Source organism: Brevibacterium sp. MGP-B1 (assembly GCF_057766545.1).
This window is the reverse complement of sequence record NZ_CM173407.1, coordinates 4,127,918-4,145,433: the sequence shown is the minus strand read 5'-3', so window position 1 is coordinate 4,145,433 and position 17,516 is coordinate 4,127,918. Positions and strand designations below refer to the sequence as shown.

Annotated in this window: 12 protein-coding genes and 1 riboswitch; of the genes, 6 read left to right on the top strand and 6 right to left on the bottom strand. The window is 65.2% G+C overall.

Translation table 11 applies throughout. From position 1 onward, the window contains the following. Window positions 1-69: 69 nt before the first annotated feature. On the bottom strand, window positions 70-1,056 hold the full coding sequence (locus tag AC3CD9_RS18765) for an LLM class flavin-dependent oxidoreductase (protein ID WP_488365521.1): 987 nt from the start codon (window positions 1,054-1,056) through the stop codon (window positions 70-72). Between the two features lie 193 nt (window positions 1,057-1,249). Between AC3CD9_RS18765 and AC3CD9_RS18760 the strand changes: the two genes are divergently transcribed. Continuing rightward, window positions 1,250-2,431, top strand: coding sequence for a PQQ-dependent sugar dehydrogenase (locus AC3CD9_RS18760; protein WP_488365520.1), 1,182 nt, complete (start codon window positions 1,250-1,252; stop codon window positions 2,429-2,431). A gap of 193 nt (window positions 2,432-2,624) precedes the next feature. Here the strand turns inward: AC3CD9_RS18760 and AC3CD9_RS18755 are convergent, their stop codons facing one another. Both AC3CD9_RS18755 and AC3CD9_RS18750 read right to left on the bottom strand, forming a co-directional pair. Next, window positions 2,625-3,272, bottom strand: coding sequence for a copper resistance CopC family protein (locus AC3CD9_RS18755; RefSeq protein WP_244195315.1), 648 nt, complete (start codon window positions 3,270-3,272; stop codon window positions 2,625-2,627). A 65-nt stretch (window positions 3,273-3,337) separates the two neighbouring features. Then, window positions 3,338-3,853 carry a low molecular weight protein-tyrosine-phosphatase gene (locus tag AC3CD9_RS18750; RefSeq protein WP_488365519.1) on the bottom strand — a complete coding sequence of 172 codons (516 nt, stop codon included), beginning with the start codon at window positions 3,851-3,853 and terminating at the stop codon, window positions 3,338-3,340. 53 nt (window positions 3,854-3,906) lie between these two features. Between AC3CD9_RS18750 and AC3CD9_RS18745 the strand changes: the two genes are divergently transcribed. Continuing rightward, window positions 3,907-5,877 (top strand): M13 family metallopeptidase, encoded by a 1,971-nt coding sequence (locus AC3CD9_RS18745; protein WP_488365518.1) that lies wholly within the window; start codon window positions 3,907-3,909, stop codon window positions 5,875-5,877. A gap of 103 nt (window positions 5,878-5,980) precedes the next feature. Here AC3CD9_RS18745 and AC3CD9_RS18740 read toward each other — a convergent pair whose 3' ends face one another. Further along, window positions 5,981-7,621, bottom strand: a complete 1,641-nt coding sequence (locus AC3CD9_RS18740) for a DUF1684 domain-containing protein (RefSeq protein ID WP_488365516.1) — start codon at window positions 7,619-7,621, stop codon at window positions 5,981-5,983. A 135-nt stretch (window positions 7,622-7,756) separates the two neighbouring features. On the opposite strand from AC3CD9_RS18740, the gene AC3CD9_RS18735 reads away from it, so the two are divergent. Both AC3CD9_RS18735 and thiC read left to right on the top strand, forming a co-directional pair. Next, window positions 7,757-9,061 (top strand): M18 family aminopeptidase, encoded by a 1,305-nt coding sequence (locus tag AC3CD9_RS18735; protein ID WP_488365514.1) that lies wholly within the window; start codon window positions 7,757-7,759, stop codon window positions 9,059-9,061. Between the two features lie 62 nt (window positions 9,062-9,123). Beyond that, a riboswitch (TPP riboswitch) is annotated at window positions 9,124-9,232 on the top strand. Further along, window positions 9,228-11,036: a phosphomethylpyrimidine synthase ThiC gene (thiC, locus tag AC3CD9_RS18730; RefSeq protein ID WP_488365513.1), complete on the top strand. Its 1,809-nt coding sequence runs from the start codon at window positions 9,228-9,230 to the stop codon at window positions 11,034-11,036. It overlaps the preceding riboswitch by 5 nt. A gap of 212 nt (window positions 11,037-11,248) precedes the next feature. On the opposite strand, the gene AC3CD9_RS18725 is transcribed toward thiC, so the two are convergent. Together AC3CD9_RS18725 and AC3CD9_RS18720 are read right to left on the bottom strand one after the other, a co-directional pair. After that, window positions 11,249-12,241, bottom strand: a complete 993-nt coding sequence (locus tag AC3CD9_RS18725; protein ID WP_488365511.1) for a TAXI family TRAP transporter solute-binding subunit — start codon at window positions 12,239-12,241, stop codon at window positions 11,249-11,251. 16 nt (window positions 12,242-12,257) lie between these two features. Then, window positions 12,258-14,612, bottom strand: a complete 2,355-nt coding sequence (locus AC3CD9_RS18720; protein WP_488365509.1) for a TRAP transporter permease — start codon at window positions 14,610-14,612, stop codon at window positions 12,258-12,260. Window positions 14,613-14,917: 305 nt separating this feature from the next. On the opposite strand from AC3CD9_RS18720, the gene AC3CD9_RS18715 reads away from it, so the two are divergent. Continuing rightward, window positions 14,918-15,709, top strand: coding sequence for an amidohydrolase family protein (locus tag AC3CD9_RS18715; protein ID WP_488365508.1), 792 nt, complete (start codon window positions 14,918-14,920; stop codon window positions 15,707-15,709). A gap of 31 nt (window positions 15,710-15,740) precedes the next feature. Next, complete coding sequence (locus AC3CD9_RS18710) at window positions 15,741-17,507, top strand: ABC-ATPase domain-containing protein (RefSeq protein ID WP_488365507.1); 1,767 nt, start codon at window positions 15,741-15,743, stop codon at window positions 17,505-17,507. Window positions 17,508-17,516: the final 9 nt, after the last annotated feature.

Sequence of the window (17,516 nt, the reverse complement as noted above, 5' to 3'; positions counted from 1 at the left end):
CGTCGATGTCCACAGCCAATGGCCGAACGGCGGCTCGCGCCCCAGCCTGGGGTCCGCTCAGTCGTCGCCTCAGAACCAGGCGTCGGCGAGCAGTTTCAGCGACTGGCGCTGCACCTCTGGATCGTAGGCGTAGGTGACGGTGATGAGTTCGTCGGCGCCGGTGCGTTCGACGAACTCGGCCATCTGCGCGGTCGCAGTATCCGGTGAGCCGACGGCGCTGATGGACAGCATCGGGCTGGTTCCGCCCTGCGCATAGATCTCGGCCGGGTCGACCGGGGGCTGCAGATTGCGGCGGCGGCCGGTGCGCATGTCGTTGAACATCTGCTGGACTGAGGTGAACTGGCGGGCCGCCTCGGCGTCGGTATCGGCGACCATGACGTTGATCCCGGCCATGACGTAGGGTTCGTCGATCTGGGCGGTCGGCGCATCGGCGGTGAACGAATCGCGGTAGGTCTTGATCGCGATGTCGATCTGGTCGGGTGCGAAGTGCGAGGCCAGGGAGAACGGGAGGCCCAGCTGACCGGCGATCGAGGCGCCGTTCATCGTCGACCCGAGCACCCAGATGGGCACGTTCATCCCCGCCGAGACCGCGGACTTGATCGGCATCGTGTGCGCCTGCCCTGTCTCGGAGAACCAGCCCTGCATGTCATAGATGTTCTGTGCGAAGTCCTGTGGTTCGGCCGAGGATCGGGCGAGCGCCTGCGCGGTCATCCCGTCCGTGCCTGGTGCGCGCCCGAGGCCCAAGTCGATGCGATCACCGTGGATGTTTGCGAGCGTTCCGTACTGTTCGGCCACCATGAGCGGGGCGTGGTTGGGCAGCATGACACCGCCGGATCCGACCCGGATCTTCTCCGTCACCGAGGCGGCCTGAGAGATGAGGAGAGCCGTGGCGCTGGCGGCCAGGCCCATCGTGTTGTGGTGCTCGGCGAACCACAGGCGTTTGTATCCCAGTTCGTCGGAGAGCTTCGCGTTCGTCATCGATTCGGCGATGCCCTCGCGCGCGGTGGCTCCTTCCCGAATGGAGACGAGATCGAGGATGTTCAACGGAACGGACAAGGCGGAAGGCTCCTTCGGTAGGCGTGCAGTGCGGTTGCGGGACTCAGTCGCAGAATTTCAGTCATCTGAGGCAACAGTCCGTGCAGACGGTTCTATTCCTGTGCAGACGGTCCCAGTCAGCGGCAAGCGGTTCAGTTCTTGAGCGGCCGACGGATAGTCTTGTGCCACCGGACTCACCGATGAAGGCGAGATCATGAGCACCCCAGCAAGCTCCCGCACCGGACGGCTCCTCACCGGTGCCGCCATGTTACTGGCCGTCGTCCTCAGCGCTTGTTCCTCCGATTCGGACTCCGGCGAGACCGACGGTCGGGACGAGTCAGCGACGGGAGCCGCCTCGGCGAGCGGTGGTTCCGGAGCATCTGACACCGGGTCCACATCGTCAGCACCGGGCGCGGGCTCCCCCGAGGTCGTTGCCACCGGACTCGAATCCCCGTGGTCGATCGCCTTCCACGGGCAGACCATGCTGGTCAGCGAACGCGACTCGGGTCGCATCCTCGAAGTCTCCGCAGGTGGCGACGTTCGTGAGGTCGGCCGGATCGATGACGCCTCGGCTTCGGGTGAGGCGGGCCTCCACGGTCTCGCGGTCGACAATGGCCGTCTCTATGCCTTCTTCGCCGCTGGGACGGAGAACCGGGTCGTACGGTTCGACCTCCTCGGTGAGGCCGGGGATCTGTCCCTGGGTGAGGAGGAGACGATCCTCGACGGGCTGCCGACCGCGAACTTCCACAACGGCGGGCGGCTCGCGTTCGGGCCCGACGGAATGCTCTATGCCACTCTCGGCGATACGGGTGATCGCGACAGTGCGCAGGACGAGGATGCGCTGTCGGGAAAGATTCTGCGCATGACGCCCGACGGCGACGTTCCCGATGACAATCCTTTCGGCGATTCGCTCGTCTTCAGCATGGGGCACCGGAATCCGCAGGGCATCGGGTGGGACGATGAGGGCACGATGTACGCCTCGGAATTCGGGCAGGACACGTGGGACGAACTCAACGTCATCGAAGCCGGCGGGAATTACGGATGGCCCGAGGTCGAAGGCACCCCCGAGGGCAACGGTGCGAGTGACGGCGGCTCCGGTGACGGGGACGGTGATTTCATCGACCCGGTGCAGCAGTGGTCCCCCGACCAAGCGAGCCCCAGCGGACTGGCCGTCACCGATGACAGCATCCTCATCGCCGGGCTGCGCGGTGAGCGCCTACACCAAGTTCCGCTCGACGACTTGAAGTCGTCGTCAGAGCTGTGGACCGGCGAGCACGGGCGACTGCGCGATGTGGTCGAAGCGCCCGACGGGTCGCTGCTCGTGCTGACGAACAACACCGACGGTCGCGGAGAACCCGGCCCGGACGACGACCGTCTCCTGCGTTTCACACTCTGAGGTGCTGGCCCGACCGCCTCCCTAGCCTCTCCTTCAAGGCGAAGCACACTTATCAGCCGGTGTACCTCGCCATAACCGCGCTGACGCTTGAACGAGATCGCCGCCGATTCCACCACGGACCGGATACACCGAGGCCCCGAACGCTCTTCGCATTCGGGGCCTCGTGTCAGACGTGCTGCGAGGGAGTCCTCGCTCAGTTGTCCTTGGTGCCGGGCAAGCCCTGGGACTTGCGACGCATGAGCAGGACGACGATGACGATGATGGCCAGGCCGCCGACGGAGAGCAGCACGATCATCGGCGTCGACATTCCGGAGTCGCTGCCGGTGGACTCGCCGATCTCGCCGCGATCCTCTGTGTCCTTGCCTGGTTCATCGACGACTCCGCCGCCGAGTCCGGCCTTCGTCGACTCTCCGGATGACTCCTTGACGTCACCGCCGGCGCCTTCGGCATCCTTGATCGCGAACGAGTAGTCGCCGGAGATCGGGTGGCCGTCCTGCGACACCACGCGCCAGGTGACCTTGTAGTCGCCGGGTTTGAGATCATCGGGCAGAGCGACGCTGAGTTTCTTGCCCTCAACGGTCAGCTCACCTGCGGAGACATCCTTGCCGTCGACGACGACCTTGACCTCGGAGCCGACTTCCTGGATGTCGCCGGAGAAGTTCATCTCGAGCCATTTGGGCTGCTGATCGAGTTCGGCACCGTCCTCGGGATTCGACGACACCAGCTGATCATGGGCACTGGCGGCGGGGGCGAATGCGAACACGCTCATCGCGGCCACCAGCAGGGCGGCGAAGCCCAGCCTGAGAGCGGACCAGTTCTGTCGTGTCATGAGACGAGTCATGAGAGTTTCTCCTTCAAGGCGTACCTGCGATGTCGGTCGTGTCAGCAAGCTTGTGCCTACTAGTATCACTGAGTTTTCGCGGCCAGCGCGCGCAGATGATCCGTGATTCCCGGCACGGACACTTCAATTGTCTCAAGAGTTTCTTCGAAATCCTTGAATTCGCCGTACCAGGGATCCTCGACATCCGGCGCCGGAACACCGTCGCCCTCGACCCCGGCCACCCGCGGATCGAACTCGCGGAGCATCCGCAGCTCCGGAGCCGCCTCGGCGGGAAGACCTGAGATCATCCGCTCCAGGGAACGATAGTGGCGGGCGGTCATCGCCACCGCCAGGTCGCGGTCGGCCAACCATTCGGGGGTGATCTGTCGGGCGACGTGATCGTCGGTGCGGTAGCCGGCCGCGGCGAGCACACGCGCCTGACGTGGGTCGATGGGGTTGCCGGCCTCCTCGTCGCTGATCCCGGCGGAGTCGACGACCGCCTCGGCGCCGGTATCGGCCAGGTGATGTAAGAGCACACGTTCGGCGGTGACGGATCGGCAGATGTTGCCGGTGCACACGAAAACGACGGATGCCAGACTCATACTCTCCTCCTCGGGCAGGGCGTGCGGGGCTCTGATCACGATACTGTGGGGCCATGACTTCTGAAACCTCACTGACCTCGATCAGGCCTCAGGATGACCTGTACCAGCACATCAACGGCGAGTGGATCGACTCGTTCACGATCCCCGATGACCGGGCCGGCGACGGAGCCATGCGTGAGCTCTTCGACACCGCCGAGACCAAGGTCCGCGACATCATCACCTCCGTGTCCGACACCCCGCAGGAGCCCGGCTCCGAGGGGCAGAAGGTCGCCGATCTGTTCACCTCGTTCATGGACGTCGATCGCATCAACGAACTCGGTGTCGCCCCGCTGACCTCGACGTTCGCAGCCATCGACGCCGCCGAGGACAAGTCAGAACTCGCCGCCCTTCTCGCCCGGTTGGAGACCGAGGGTATCGGCGGTCTGCTCGGTGGGTACGTCACCGCCGATGCGAAGGACTCCGACGTCTACGCCCTCTATCTCGTCCAGGCCGGCATCTCCCTGCCCGACGAGGACTACTACTTCAACGACGACCACGCCGAGGTGCGCGCGAAGTTCCTCGCGCATGTGCAGAAGATCGCGGCCCTGGCCGGCCTCGGTGAGAAGTCCGGGATCTCCGACGCCGAGGTGGCCGCCAAGGTGATGACGTTCGAGACCGAGCTCGCCCGCCACCACTGGGACCGCGTGGCCTGCCGTGATGCGGAGAAGACGTACAACAAGTATTCGATCTCCGAGCTGCGCGACCTCGGCCCCGAGTTCGACTTCGACTCCTACCTGGGGATCCTCACCGCCGATGCGTCTGATCTGAAGTACCTCGTGGTCTCCCAGCCCTCGTTCGTCACGGGCATGGCGAAGGTGTGGGCGGAGACCGACATCGAGACCATCAAGACGTGGCTGCGCTTCGTCGTCGTCTCCGACACCGCCTCGCTGCTGTCGGATGAGTTCGTCGAGGAGAACTTCGACTTCAACTCCCGGACTCTCTCGGGCACTCCTGCCCTGCGGGAGCGCTGGAAGCGCGGGGTCAGTCTCGTCGAGGGCTACCTCGGTGAGGCCGTGGGCAAACTCTACGTCTCAGCGGAGTTCCCGCCGTCGTCCAAGGACGCGATCGACCACCTCGTGGGCATGCTCATCAAGGCCTACGACAAGTCGATCCGCGAACTCGACTGGATGAGCGAGGAGACGAAGGAACGCGCCCTGGTCAAGCTCTCGAAGTTCACCCCGAAGGTCGGCTATCCGGAGGTGTGGCGGGAGTACCCGGCCGCGATCGACTCCTCCGACCTGGTGGGCAACGTGCGTCGCTGCTCGCAGGCCGAGCATGTGCGGCAGGTGAAGCGGATCGGCGGGCCCATCGACCGCACGGAATGGCTGATGACCCCGCAGACGGTCAACGCCTACTACCACCCGGTGATGAACGAGATCGTCTTCCCGGCAGCGATCCTCCAGCCGCCGTTCTTCGACGCCTCCGGTGAGGTGGCCGCGAACTTCGGAGCGATCGGCGCGGTCATCGGCCACGAGATCGGTCACGGCTTCGACGATCAGGGATCGCGTTATGACGGTGACGGCAACCTCGTCGACTGGTGGACCGAATCGGATCGGACCCTGTTCGAGGAGCGCACGAATGCGCTCATCGCCCAGTACGAAGAGCTGGTCCCGGCAGGTCTCGAACCGAATCAGCACGTCAACGGGGCGCTGACGGTCGGTGAGAACATCGGTGACCTCGGTGGTCTGTCGATCGGGTGGAAGGCTCTCGAGCTCGAGCTCGGCGAACGGGCGGGCACTCCGGGCGTGCCGGTGGCGCCGTCGGCCGAGCAGGCGAAGGCGTTCTTCGAGGCATGGGCGAAGGCATGGAGGTCGAAGATGCGCACCGAGGAGCGTGTGCGCAGGCTCTCGATCGACCCGCATTCGCCGGAGGAGTTCCGCTGCAACCAGGTCGTGAAGAACATGACCGCCTTCCACGACACCTACGGCGTGGCAGAGGGCGACGGCATGTACTTAGCCCCCGACCAGCGAGTCACCATCTGGTAATTGCTACCTGACGGCGGCCCAGCAACCTCGCGCGAGGTTGCTGGGCCGCCGTCAGGTAGTTCGGGGAGGAAACGGGCGCTGGGGCTGAGGCGGGGAGCGGGGTTCAGCGGTGGTGCCGGATGAGGGCGACCATGCGGTAGTCGAATTCCTGCCAGCTCGTGATCGAGGCGCCCGATTCCATCGCCGCCTGGAAGTCCTCGACCTCGGTGCGGTCGGACTCGAGCGGAATGTCGAAGGGCATCTCCACGTAGATCAGCCCGCTGGCGTCGGTGTGGACGATGTCGAAACCGGCCTGCTTCGGGTCGAGTTCGTTATTCATCACGATGAGCAGACGGTCCGCCGGCGCCTCGTATTCGGTTTCGATGCCGTCGACGTAGCCCTGCTGCGAACGCAGCTCCCGCTGGGCCTGGATGACGAACGCCGAGTACGCGCCGATGCCGATGACCGGAATCCGTGAAGTCAGCGCTTCGGTGGCGACATCGATGAGCCGCGACCGGGCCCTGCGTCCCAGGGGCGAGAGATCCCCGCCGGACATCGCAACCCCGTCGAAGCCGACGAGCGAGATCCGCCCGTCGTCGTGGTTGGGGTTGAGGATGGTGATGTCGAGGCCGAAACGCGAATACCAGGGGCGGGTCACCTCGGCGCTCTCTTCGTCCCACCACACGTAGAAGAGGAACGGCACGTTGATCCCGGCCTCCGAGTAGAAGAACGGGGGACGCCGCTCACCTGCGGTGACGTCGAAGGGAACGACGTTTCCCTCGATCGGGGCCGGGCAGGTGGCGAATGAGGTGAACGCGAACGGGTAGTTCACCGCACGGTTGAAATCGATGACGAGCGACCCGTCCTGATTCGGCACTCCGAGGTCGATGGTCCGCCACGCGGCGGTGGTGCTCCCGTTCGTCGAATCGTGGAAGTCCAGTTGGAGTCCGGTCTTCGGGCACCCGGTGGCGAGCAGGCTCACCTCACCGTGCGAGGTCTCGAAGGTGACGGTTCCCGCCGCCTGTGTCTGCAGCTGCAGGTCCTCTTGGGCGGTTTCGATGGTGTAGGTCTTGAACGGGTCGAACCTGGTGAACCGGGCGAGGAAGACGAAGTCCGGGTCCGGGTCGAAGACCGGAACCTCGAAGAACTTCCCGAGCAGCGGGGACTTCGAATTGCGCACACGCACGCCGAGGCGGCCGCCCCGATCGATGAGTTCGTAGAGGACGTTGCCGACGGTGAACCAGTTGAGCGAGCCGCCGTTCGGAAGCTTCGCGCTGAACCCGTTCTCTTCCACGCGGACCTGTGGCTTGGCGGGCACGGCTGCGTGTCCGTCGGACCCCGCATCGGATCCGGCATCCGTTCCGGCAGAAGGGTCGCTACCCGCGGAGTCTGCCGCAGCCGCGCCCGCACCGGACTGGTCCATCACCCTCGGCAGAGTCGAGGTGTCGCTGGGCACGGCCGGGCTGGTCGCACGGGTCGGTCCTCCGCCGTTCACGCCAGAAGCAGCAACGGCACCAGCTGACTCACCGTTGTCGACCTTGCTGAGCAGGTCGAATGTCTCGGCTGCGGGGCCGGCCTTGATTCCGGTCTTCAGGGATACGGTCACCCAGCCGTCGTCGACGGTGAACGTGCCGGGGGCGTCGGTCCAGGTCGATTCGGCGTCGAGCCAGTGGAGTCCGACGACGCTGAGCCAGCCGAACGGTTTCGCAAGGGCTGAGTTCCGTGAGTCGCGCCAGGTGTTCCACTCCGTCACGAACTGGTTCACGTCGAACACTCCTTGCCGTCGCTGGTGCGGTCGCAGGGTCGCTGCCCCCGCCTGATTCTCGGACCCGGTGGCAACCCGGCGTCTGAGACCTGATCTTCTTCACCTCCAAACTACCGCAAACGATAGGCTGGGCAAATGAATGAATCACTCCCGAGACCGGAGGTGGCCGCGACGACAGCGGCCGACCTCGGCGACTTCGTCTGCGCATCTCCCAGCTCGTACCACGCGGTGGACACGGCAGCGAAACGCCTGGAAGAGGCCGGCTTCTCCCGCCTCGACGAGTCCGTTCCCTGGGCGCTGACGCCCGGAACCGGGCATTACGTCATCCGCGACGGCGCGCTCATCGCGTGGATGAATCCCACCGTCACCGAGGTGGCTCCCCGGTTCCGTGTGTTCGGTTCCCACACCGATTCCCCGGCGTTCAAACTCAAACCCGGCGGCGAGTTCACCGCCGAAGGCACCCGTCAGGTCGGGGTGGAGATCTACGGCGGGCCGCTGCTGAACTCGTGGCTCGATCGTGAGCTCGCCTTCGCGGGTCGACTCAGCCTCGCCGACGGCAGCATCGTGCTCGCCCGAACCGGGCCGATCGCCCGCATCCCGCAGCTCGCGATCCACCTCGACCGGCAGGTCAATGAGGGTCTTGCCCTGGACAAGCAGCGTCACACCACTCCCGTCGTCGGCCTGGCCGACCTCGCCGAGGCGGACATCATCGAACTGCTCGCAGAGTCGGCCGGGGTCGATGCCGAGTCCGTCGTCGGCCACGATGTCTACACCATTCCCGTTCAGGAGCCGGCCCTCTTCGGTGCCGCCGAGGAGTTCTTCGCCTCGCCGAGGCTGGACAACCTTCTTTCCGTCCACGCCGGCGTCACCGCGCTCACCCAGCTCGATGCCGACGGGCTCGACGGCATCCCACTGTTCGCGGCGTTCGATCATGAGGAGATCGGGTCGAATTCGCGCTCGGGCGCGTGCGGTCCGTTCCTCGCCGACGTCACCGAGCGCATCGTTGCCTCCTTGCTGCCGCAGTCGACGCGCAGCGATTATCTCGCGTCGATGGCCACCTCGGTGTGTGTCTCCTCCGATGCCGGGCATGCTGCCCATCCGAACTATCCGGAACGGCACGATCCGCATGTCCGCCCCCGCCTCGGCGGCGGTCCCCTGCTCAAGCTCAACGCTCAGCAGCGCTACGCCACGGATGCGGTGGGCACCGCCGTGTGGTCACAGGCGTGCGCGGTCGCCGGAGTCGAGTACCAGGATTTCGTGTCGAACAATGCGATGCCCTGCGGGTCGACGATCGGACCGCTGACCGCGACCAGGCTGGGCATGACGACCGTCGATGTGGGTCCGGCCCTGTACTCGATGCACTCGGCCCGCGAAATGGTCGCGGTCTCCGACGTCGTCGCCCTCGGCGCCGCCGCGAAGGCGTTCCTCCAGGGCAGCTGACCCCATTCCCGTCGCTCAAGGAGCCACGGTTGTCCTCACTGCGTCAGTCGTGATACGAATGGCACGACCCCACGGGAGCCCGCTGCAAGGGCTGAGATCGGACTGGATCGTCCGAGACCGTAGAACCTGATCCGGTTGATACCGGCGTAGGAAGTGAGGACTGCAGTTGACTGCATTCACCCCTGAAACACCTGCCTCTGCCACGACTTCGTCTGACGCAGATTCGCACGACCAGTTCACCCTCGAGCAGTATCCGACGCATTCGACGGCGTGGGTCGATGACGAGGAACACGGGATCCGCGTTCCCGTGACCCGCATCGAGCTCGAGGACTCGAACGGCCGGGCCAACGATCCCGTCGACGTCTACCGCACCGTCGGACCGGGCAGCATTCCGGAAGAGGGACTGCCCGCTCTGCGATTCCCGTGGATCGAGAACCGCCTCGACACTGAGACGTATGACGCCCGCGGCCACCGCATCGCCGATGACGGTCGTGCCGCCGTCCGCCGAGGTGCCCCGTCACAGCAGTGGAAGGGACGCAAACCGGTCCCCCGTCGGGCCAAGTCCGGCCGCACAGTGACCCAGATGCACTACGCAAAGCAGGGCATCATCACCCCGGAGATGCGGTTCGTGGCGCTTCGCGAGCAGTGCGATGTCGAACTCGTGCGCGCCGAGCTCGCCGCCGGTCGCGCGATCATTCCGAACAACATCAATCACCCCGAATCCGAGCCGATGATCATCGGCAAGGCGTTCCTCGTCAAGATCAATGCCAACATCGGCAATTCCGCGGTCACCAGCTCCATCGCCGAGGAGGTGCAGAAGCTGCGGTGGGCCGCGAAGTGGGGTGCCGACACCCTCATGGATCTGTCGACCGGCAATGACATCCACACCACCCGGGAGTGGATCATCCGCAATTCGCCGATCCCCATCGGCACCGTCCCGATCTATCAGGCGCTGGAGAAGGTCGACGGCGATGCGAACGCGCTGACCTGGGAGATCTATCGCGACACTGTCATCGAGCAGTGCGAGCAGGGTGTCGACTACATGACCGTGCACGCCGGTGTGCTGCTGCGCTACGTTCCTCTCACGGCCGACCGGGTCACCGGGATGGTTTCACGCGGTGGGTCCATCATGGCCGGCTGGTGCCTTGCCCACCACGAGGAGAACTTCCTCTACACCCACTTCGATGAACTCTGTGAGATCTTCGCTCGCTACGATGTCGCCTTCTCGCTCGGCGACGGACTGCGGCCGGGTTCTATCGCCGATGCCAACGATGCCGCCCAGTTCGCCGAGCTCGACACTCTCGCCGAACTCACAGAACGCGCGTGGGCCCACGACGTCCAGGTGATGGTCGAAGGGCCCGGGCACATTCCGCTCCACCTCGTGCGGGAGAACGTCGAACGTCAGCAGGAGCTCTGTCACGGTGCGCCGTTCTACACCTTGGGTCCGCTGGTTACGGATATCGCGCCCGGATACGACCACATCACCTCGGCGATCGGGGCGACGGAGATCGCCCGCTACGGCACGGCGATGCTCTGCTACGTCACCCCGAAGGAGCATCTCGGGCTGCCCGACCGAGACGACGTCAAGACCGGGGTGATCACGTACAAGATCGCCGCGCATGCCGCCGATATCGCGAAGGGCCACCCGAGTGCGACGGCCCGCGATGATGCGCTGTCGAAGGCTCGATTCGAATTCCGGTGGCGGGACCAGTTCGCCCTCGGCCTCGATCCGGAGACCGCCGAGGCGTTCCACGATGAGACGCTGCCGGCGGAACCGGCGAAGACCGCGCACTTCTGTTCGATGTGCGGCCCGAAGTTCTGCTCGATGCGCATCTCCCAGGACATCCGCGACACCTACGGCAGCGCCGAGGCGCAGGAGGCCCTGGCCGGAATGCAGCGGAAGAGCCGCGAGTTCCTCGCATCAGGCGGAGAGGTCTACCTGCCCGATCCGACGGTCGGCCCGCGGGAAGGCTGAGTCCGGCTCCGGGCCGAATCCCGCCTGTCTGTTCTCAGAGCATCTGAGGATCGAGGGCCCCGGAGAATCCTGGCCGCGGGCCGCGCTGCCCGCCATGCGAAGCGTGGAGCTCCGCTCCTCGTCAGCGTCGATCAAGGCGAAGCGCGCCTACCGGACTGTACACAGATCGATAGACGCGCCACGCCTTGAACGAGCGGTTGGGCACCTAGCCCTCACTTATTCAGCTCGTCCAGTGCTTTCTGCGAGCCCGGGTGCAGCTTGATCGGCTCCGGCGGTTCGGCGGTGTCGAGGTTGATCTCCTTCGCCGCGGCATGCACCTTGACCAGGTCGTCCTTTTTGTCGAAGAGGAGCTTCGTCAGAGCACAGGCCGTGCCTTCGTCCATGTCATTGCGGACCACGAGCACGTTCGGGGTGACGATCGTCTTCACCGTGTCGACGCCCTTGTACGTGTCACCGGGGATCTCTGCCACCTCGTAGACGGGGTTGATCTCCTTCATCTTCCCCTCGAGGTCGGAGATGTCGAGGATCTCGACGTCCTTGCCGTTCGAGGTGAAGAGGTCGGTGACTCCTGCCGTGGGCAGTCCGCCGGACCACACCATGCCGTCGATGGTTCCGTCCTTCATCCCGTCGACGGTCTTCGACAGGTCGAGGCGCTGTTTGGTCACGTCCCCGTCCTTGAGTCCGGCCGATTCGATGAGACGGTTGGCGATGACCTCGGTGCCGGACTTCGGCGAACCGGTCGAGATCGTCTTGCCCTTGAAGTCCTCGACCGAGTCGATTTCGGCATCCTTGCGCACGACGACGTGAGTGAAGTTGTCGTAGATGCGCGAGAGCGCGGAGATGTCCTCGGCCTCCTTGAAGTCCGCATCCCCCGACACTGCGTCGGCAGCGTTATCGGCCAGGGAGAACGCGATGTCGAAGTCTCCGCTGGACAGCTGTTGGAGATTCTGCACGGAGGCGCCGGTCTCCGACGCTGTGGCCTTGAGGTCGGAGTTGTCGGAGATCACCTGCGCCAGACCGCCGCCGAGCACGTAGTACACGCCGGTCGAGTTGCCGGTGGCGATGGTGATCTGCCCCGAGGCGGCGGTGCAGCCGTCTCCGCCTTCTGCGGCGGGCTCGGCTTCGCGCTTGCCACCGCATGAACTCATCGTCAGCACTGCGGCCAGGGCCGCAGCGGCGATCGTGAACGTCCTTGTTCGCTTCATGGACTTCGTCCCTTTCTCAGTTGGTCCCGGCCGGTGTTCCGGACGAGGGTGGTTCGGTGGAAGATCCGTCACCGGATCCGTCCGCTCCGGCTGTACTCGGGTCGACCGCATTCGCCGGTGCCTCGTCCTTCGCCGAGGCGGCCGCTCCTGTCACGGTTCCCGTCACCGAGGCGGCCGCTCCTGCCGCAGTTCCCGTCGCCGAGGCGGTCGCCGGCTTGCGTCGGAGGATGAGGTGGATGACGACGGCGAGGATGAGGGCAGCGAAGCCGACAATCATCGACAGCGGCTGCAGGTAGAGGAGCGCGCCGGCGGCGAGGAAGCACAGGATCCGCTCGGGCCAGCCGGCGCGGCGGATGATCCATCCGCCTGCACCCGCGGCCAAGGCAGCGACTGCGCAGGCCGAGACGAGGAAGGTCCAGACCGCGCCGAGGAACCCTCCCTGAGCGACCAATGCGGCACCTTCGGGAGTGAAGGTGAAGGCCAAAGGCACGAGGAATGCGGGGATCGCGTACTTGCAGGCCTGCCACATGGTGGCGATGACGCGGCCGCCGGTGATCGCCGAGGAGGCGACCGCCGCCAGTGCGGTCGGCGGGGAGACCTCGGAGAGGACTGCGTAGTAGAAGATGAACATCGCCGCAGCCGCCTCGGGGACTCCGAGGGTGATGAGGGCTGGTCCGACGATGACCCAGCTGATGATGAACGAGGCGGTCACCGGCACTGCCAGTCCGAGCACCGTCACGGCAACTGCGGCGAAGATGCAGGTGAGGATCAGGATGACCGTCGGATCGTTCGAGAATGCCTGGGCTCCCTTGATGAGGATGTCGGAGATGACCTGGCCGAGCCCGGTCTTCGTGATCGTTGAGACGATGATGCCGGCGGCGGCACACACGCTCGTCACCGGTAGAACCGAGCGGATGCCCGTCGACAGGGCCCCGTAGAACACGTCCCAGACGGCGCGGAGGATCGTGGCGGGTTCGCCGCGGCGGGCGAGGATGATCTCGATGATGCCGAATCCGATGCCGACGAGCGTCGCGTAGACGACGGCCTTGAACGGTGCCATGCCGAGAGCGAGGAAGACGACGATGATGCCCAGGGAGATGAAGTGGTAGAAGCCCTTTTTGAAGATCGGCCATGACCGCAGCCCCGGCGGCGGCGTGTAGTCGACTTCGATCTTCCGGGAGTCGATTTCGATGGCGAGGAAGATGCCGAGGTAGTACAGGAGGGTGGGCACGACTGCCCACAGAAGGACGAGTCCGTAGGAGACGTTGAGAAGCTCGGCGATGATGAAGGCTGCGGCACCGAGCGTCGGCGGGGATAAGATGGCGCCGATGCCGGAGGCGGCAAGCATGCCGCCGGCGTTTTCCTTCGGATAGCCGGCTCTTTTGAGGACCGGCCAGGTGACAGCACCGAGCGAGACGGCCGTGGCCGTGCCAGAGCCGGAGACCGTGCCGAGGAGGAATCCGGACAGTGCCACGGTGCGTCCGGGTGCTGCCTTGGATTTCTTGAACAGGGAGAAGCTGAGGTCGATGAAGAAGCTGGCGGCGCCGGTCTTGTCGAGCACGGCTCCGTAGATGGTGAACAGCACGATGTAGGTCGCTGCCACGTCGAGTGGGATTCCGTAGAAACCGGAGGCGTCGTTGTAGAGGGCGTTGACGATCTGGTCGAAGTTCTGCCCGGCATGCGAGCCCGGCCAGTTCACGGGGATATAGGAGCCGTAGTAGCTGTAGAGGAAGAAGACGATGCAGAAGATCGGCAGGATGAGTCCGGTGGTTCGGCGGGTCGCTTCGAGGATGAGCAGAAGCAGGACTCCGCCCATGATGACGTCGAGGCTCGTCAGGGATCCCTGCCGGTTGAGGAATTCGTTGAATCCGCCGGAGAAGAACGGCAGCACGGGATAGGCGCAGGTGAGGAAGGTGATGACGACGAGCACCCAGTCGATGATCGACGGGTTGTCGTTCTTCGCCCGCTTCCTCTTCGGCGATGTGGACACTTTCGACGAGGCGGCTCCCGCCTCGGCGCCGGCCGTGCCCACGACCCCTGCGCCGTCCGTCGAAACCTCCCCAGCCGCCTCCGCGGCTTTGTCTGCCGCTTCGGCTTTGCGACCGAATCCGGGCCGGTAGCAGACGAACACCAGCGGCAGCACGAACGCGAGGAACCACATGAGGTAGAACTGGTTGCCCTGTCGCAGAGGGAAGAACACCTGGTTGAGCACGAAGAGCGAGACGACGAAGCAGACGATGCCGACGCCGAGGTCGAGTCTGCGCGTCAGAGTCCGCTGCGGCAGCTCTTCGTCGTACTGAGCGATGAGCTCGTCGACGTCGGTCTGCCGCGCCGGGTCAGTCGAAGCGGCCTCGACAGTGCGTCCGGACATCCTCATCCTTCCAAATGTTCGGAGAGAGCAGCCGCGATCACCGTCGATCAGCGCCGCCCGTCCACTTTAATGTGAACTCCCTCACAATATACCGAGGCACTGACATGACCAGGTCTGCCGACCGCGCGTTCGAGACCCTTGATGGGATCGTTATCCGCAGTGCCGAAGAATGAGAATCAGCGAGCCGCTCCTCCGCTCTCCTCTTCAGCGTCGTTCAAGGCGGAGCGCGCCCATCGGGCTGTACACAGATCGACAGACGCGCCACGCCTTGAACGAGCCGTTCGGCGACGATGTAGGTTGACGGTATGAGCGAACTCCAGCGTGCCTTCGACGCGCACCTGCACATCATCGATCCGAACCATCCGCTGATCGAGAACAACGGCTATCTGCCCGATCCGTTCACGGTCGCCGACTATCGCGCGCGACTGCAGAGCCTCCCCTATGTGGGAGTCGAGGTTGCCGGAGGAGCAGTCGTGTCCGGTTCGTTCCAGGGCTTCGACCAGGGGTACCTCATCGAGGCCCTGCGCCAGCTCGGCGACAACTATGTCGGCGTCACCCAGCTGCCGGCTGAGACCACCGATGATCAGATCCGACGCCTCGACGAGGCCGGCATCAAGGCTCTGCGATTCAATATCGCCCGCGGCGGTTCGGCCACCCTCGATGCCCTCGACGGCTTTGCCCGACGAGTCCATGACCTCGTCGGATGGCACGCCGAGCTCTATATCGACGCCCGCACCATCGATGAGGATCTCGCCGCACGCATCGCCTCACTGCCGGCGGTGAGCATCGATCATCTGGGCATGCACGAGGACGGACTGTCCACCCTGCTGCGCCTCGTCGAGGCAGGAGTCAAGGTCAAGGCCACCGGCTTCGGCCGTGTGGAGCTCGATCCCGCCGAGGCGGTCCGTCGCATCGTCGACACCGACCCGACCGCGCTGATGGTGGGGACGGACCTGCCGTCGACGCGGGCACGTCGCCCCTTCGCCGATGCCGATTTCGCACTCCTTCGTCAGGTGCTCACCCCCGCCGAGGAGGACACGGTGTTCTGGTCGAACGCGGCCCGGTTCTACGGCGTCGAGTCCGCATCCGCTGAGTAGGCATTCATCTCCGGCCACTAGCATGAGTGAAATGAGTTCACGTCAGTCGAATCTCGCCTCCACTCTGCATAACCTCGACGGTCGCAGCTACGGCAATCTCAAGCAGATCCGCGGCCGCTACAGCTTCGGACCGATCACCGTGTTCATCGACCGGGTCCAGGCCGATCCGTTCGCTTCTCCCTCGAAGGTCCGGGTGCGCGTCGACCGTGCCGATGCGAAGTTCCCGCTCGACCTCACCACTGATCGGGCTGATCGCATCGCCGCCGCCGACTATCTGCTCCGGGCCGGCAACGAGGTGCTCGCAAAGCTCGATCAGCGCGCACTCATCCTCGGCCACTCCGGGCAGGAGGTCCTCGAGCGGACGAACGTCCTCATCGATGACGCCGGGTTCGAGGCACGACTGCTCGTCAATCTGCCTGCGCGCGGCCGTCGCATCCTCGGCCATCAGGCAGCGGACATCCTCACCCGTGATCTGCCGGAATTCGCCGAACGGCTCTTCCTCTTCGCCCGTTGGTCGGACGCCCCAGCAGGCAGAGGAGGGAACACTCACGGCCCATCGGCCGAGGGGCTCGCCGACCACGTCCAACTGCACCGGGATCAGCTGGAACTGCGCAGCCACCTCGGCGAAGCAGGACTCATCGGTCTCGTCGGAAATGGTGCGATTCTCCCGCGGACGTCCGGGGATTCGGACCTGCCGATGAAGTCCTCCGATGCGGTTGCCTTCACCTCCCCTCCCGAACTCGAGCACACTGTCGAACTCTCCAGCGGCCGCACCGTCACCGGCATGGGCATCCCTCGCGGGGTCACCGTCATCGTCGGCGGCGGCTATCACGGGAAGTCGACGATTCTGCGCGCGCTCGAACGCGGCGTCTACCCGCATATCGCCGGCGACGGGCGCGAATGGGTCATCAGCGACCCGACTGCCACCTCCATTCGAGCCGAGGACGGTCGCGCCGTCACCGGCGACGACATCTCGGCGTTCATCAACAACCTACCCTCGGGCTCTGACACGAGATTCTTCTCCACGACGAACGCCAGCGGGTCGACCTCGCAGGCGGCCAATCTCGTCGAAGCGATCGAGGCGGGCGCGAACACCCTGCTCATCGACGAAGACACGTCGGCGACGAACTTCATGATCCGCGACGAACGCATGCGCGCGCTCATCCCCGCCGAGCGGGAACCGATCACCCCGTTCGTCGACCGCGTGCGCCCGCTGCTGACCAAACAGGGCGTGTCCACGGTGCTCGTCGCCGGTGGGTCGAGTGCGTTCTTCGAAGTCGCCGACCACGTCATCGCACTCGACGCCTATGTGGCCAAGGAAGTCACTGACCAGGCGCACGAACTCGTCGGCGTCACCGCCGGCGACCTCGAAACGGCTCCAGCTGACCTCGACCCGGACACCGCTTCGGACTCCCCCGCCGCCCCTGCTTTCGCCGCTGCACCGCGTGTGCCGACGGCGAAGGCGCTGCGGCCGGCGTCGAAGACGAAGACTGCTCGTGCGAAGGGATCCGACCGGATCCAGTTCGGCCGCGACTTCATCGACCTCATCGCCATCGCTCAGCTCGTCGACACTCAGCAGGCGTCGGGCGTGGCCGAAGCCCTCGAATACCTCGCGGAGATCTTCGACGGACGCACCTCCCTGACCGAGGCGCTGGCCGAGGTCGAGGACATGCTCGACGCTGAGGGCCTCGACGGAATCACGGGGCACCGCGACCATCCGGGCCACCTGACCCGGTCGCGACGGCAGGAGATCGCCGCCGCACTCAACCGTTACCGGGGTCTGAGCCTCGAACGCTGAGCCGAACCT

Bases quoted from the DNA above. Each gene is read 5' to 3' on its own strand.
- AC3CD9_RS18755 (WP_244195315.1), bottom strand. From the start codon at position 3,272: ATGACTCGTCTCATGACACGACAGAACTGGTCCGCTCTCAGGCTGGGC.
- AC3CD9_RS18735 (WP_488365514.1), top strand. From the start codon at position 7,757: ATGAATGAATCACTCCCGAGACCGGAGGTGGCCGCGACGACAGCGGCC.
- AC3CD9_RS18760 (WP_488365520.1), top strand. From the start codon at position 1,250: ATGAGCACCCCAGCAAGCTCCCGCACCGGACGGCTCCTCACCGGTGCC.
- AC3CD9_RS18745 (WP_488365518.1), top strand. From the start codon at position 3,907: ATGACTTCTGAAACCTCACTGACCTCGATCAGGCCTCAGGATGACCTG.
- AC3CD9_RS18750 (WP_488365519.1), bottom strand. From the start codon at position 3,853: ATGAGTCTGGCATCCGTCGTTTTCGTGTGCACCGGCAACATCTGCCGA.
- AC3CD9_RS18715 (WP_488365508.1), top strand. From the start codon at position 14,918: ATGAGCGAACTCCAGCGTGCCTTCGACGCGCACCTGCACATCATCGAT.
- AC3CD9_RS18710 (WP_488365507.1), top strand. From the start codon at position 15,741: ATGAGTTCACGTCAGTCGAATCTCGCCTCCACTCTGCATAACCTCGAC.
- AC3CD9_RS18720 (WP_488365509.1), bottom strand. From the start codon at position 14,612: ATGTCCGGACGCACTGTCGAGGCCGCTTCGACTGACCCGGCGCGGCAG.
- AC3CD9_RS18725 (WP_488365511.1), bottom strand. From the start codon at position 12,241: ATGAAGCGAACAAGGACGTTCACGATCGCCGCTGCGGCCCTGGCCGCA.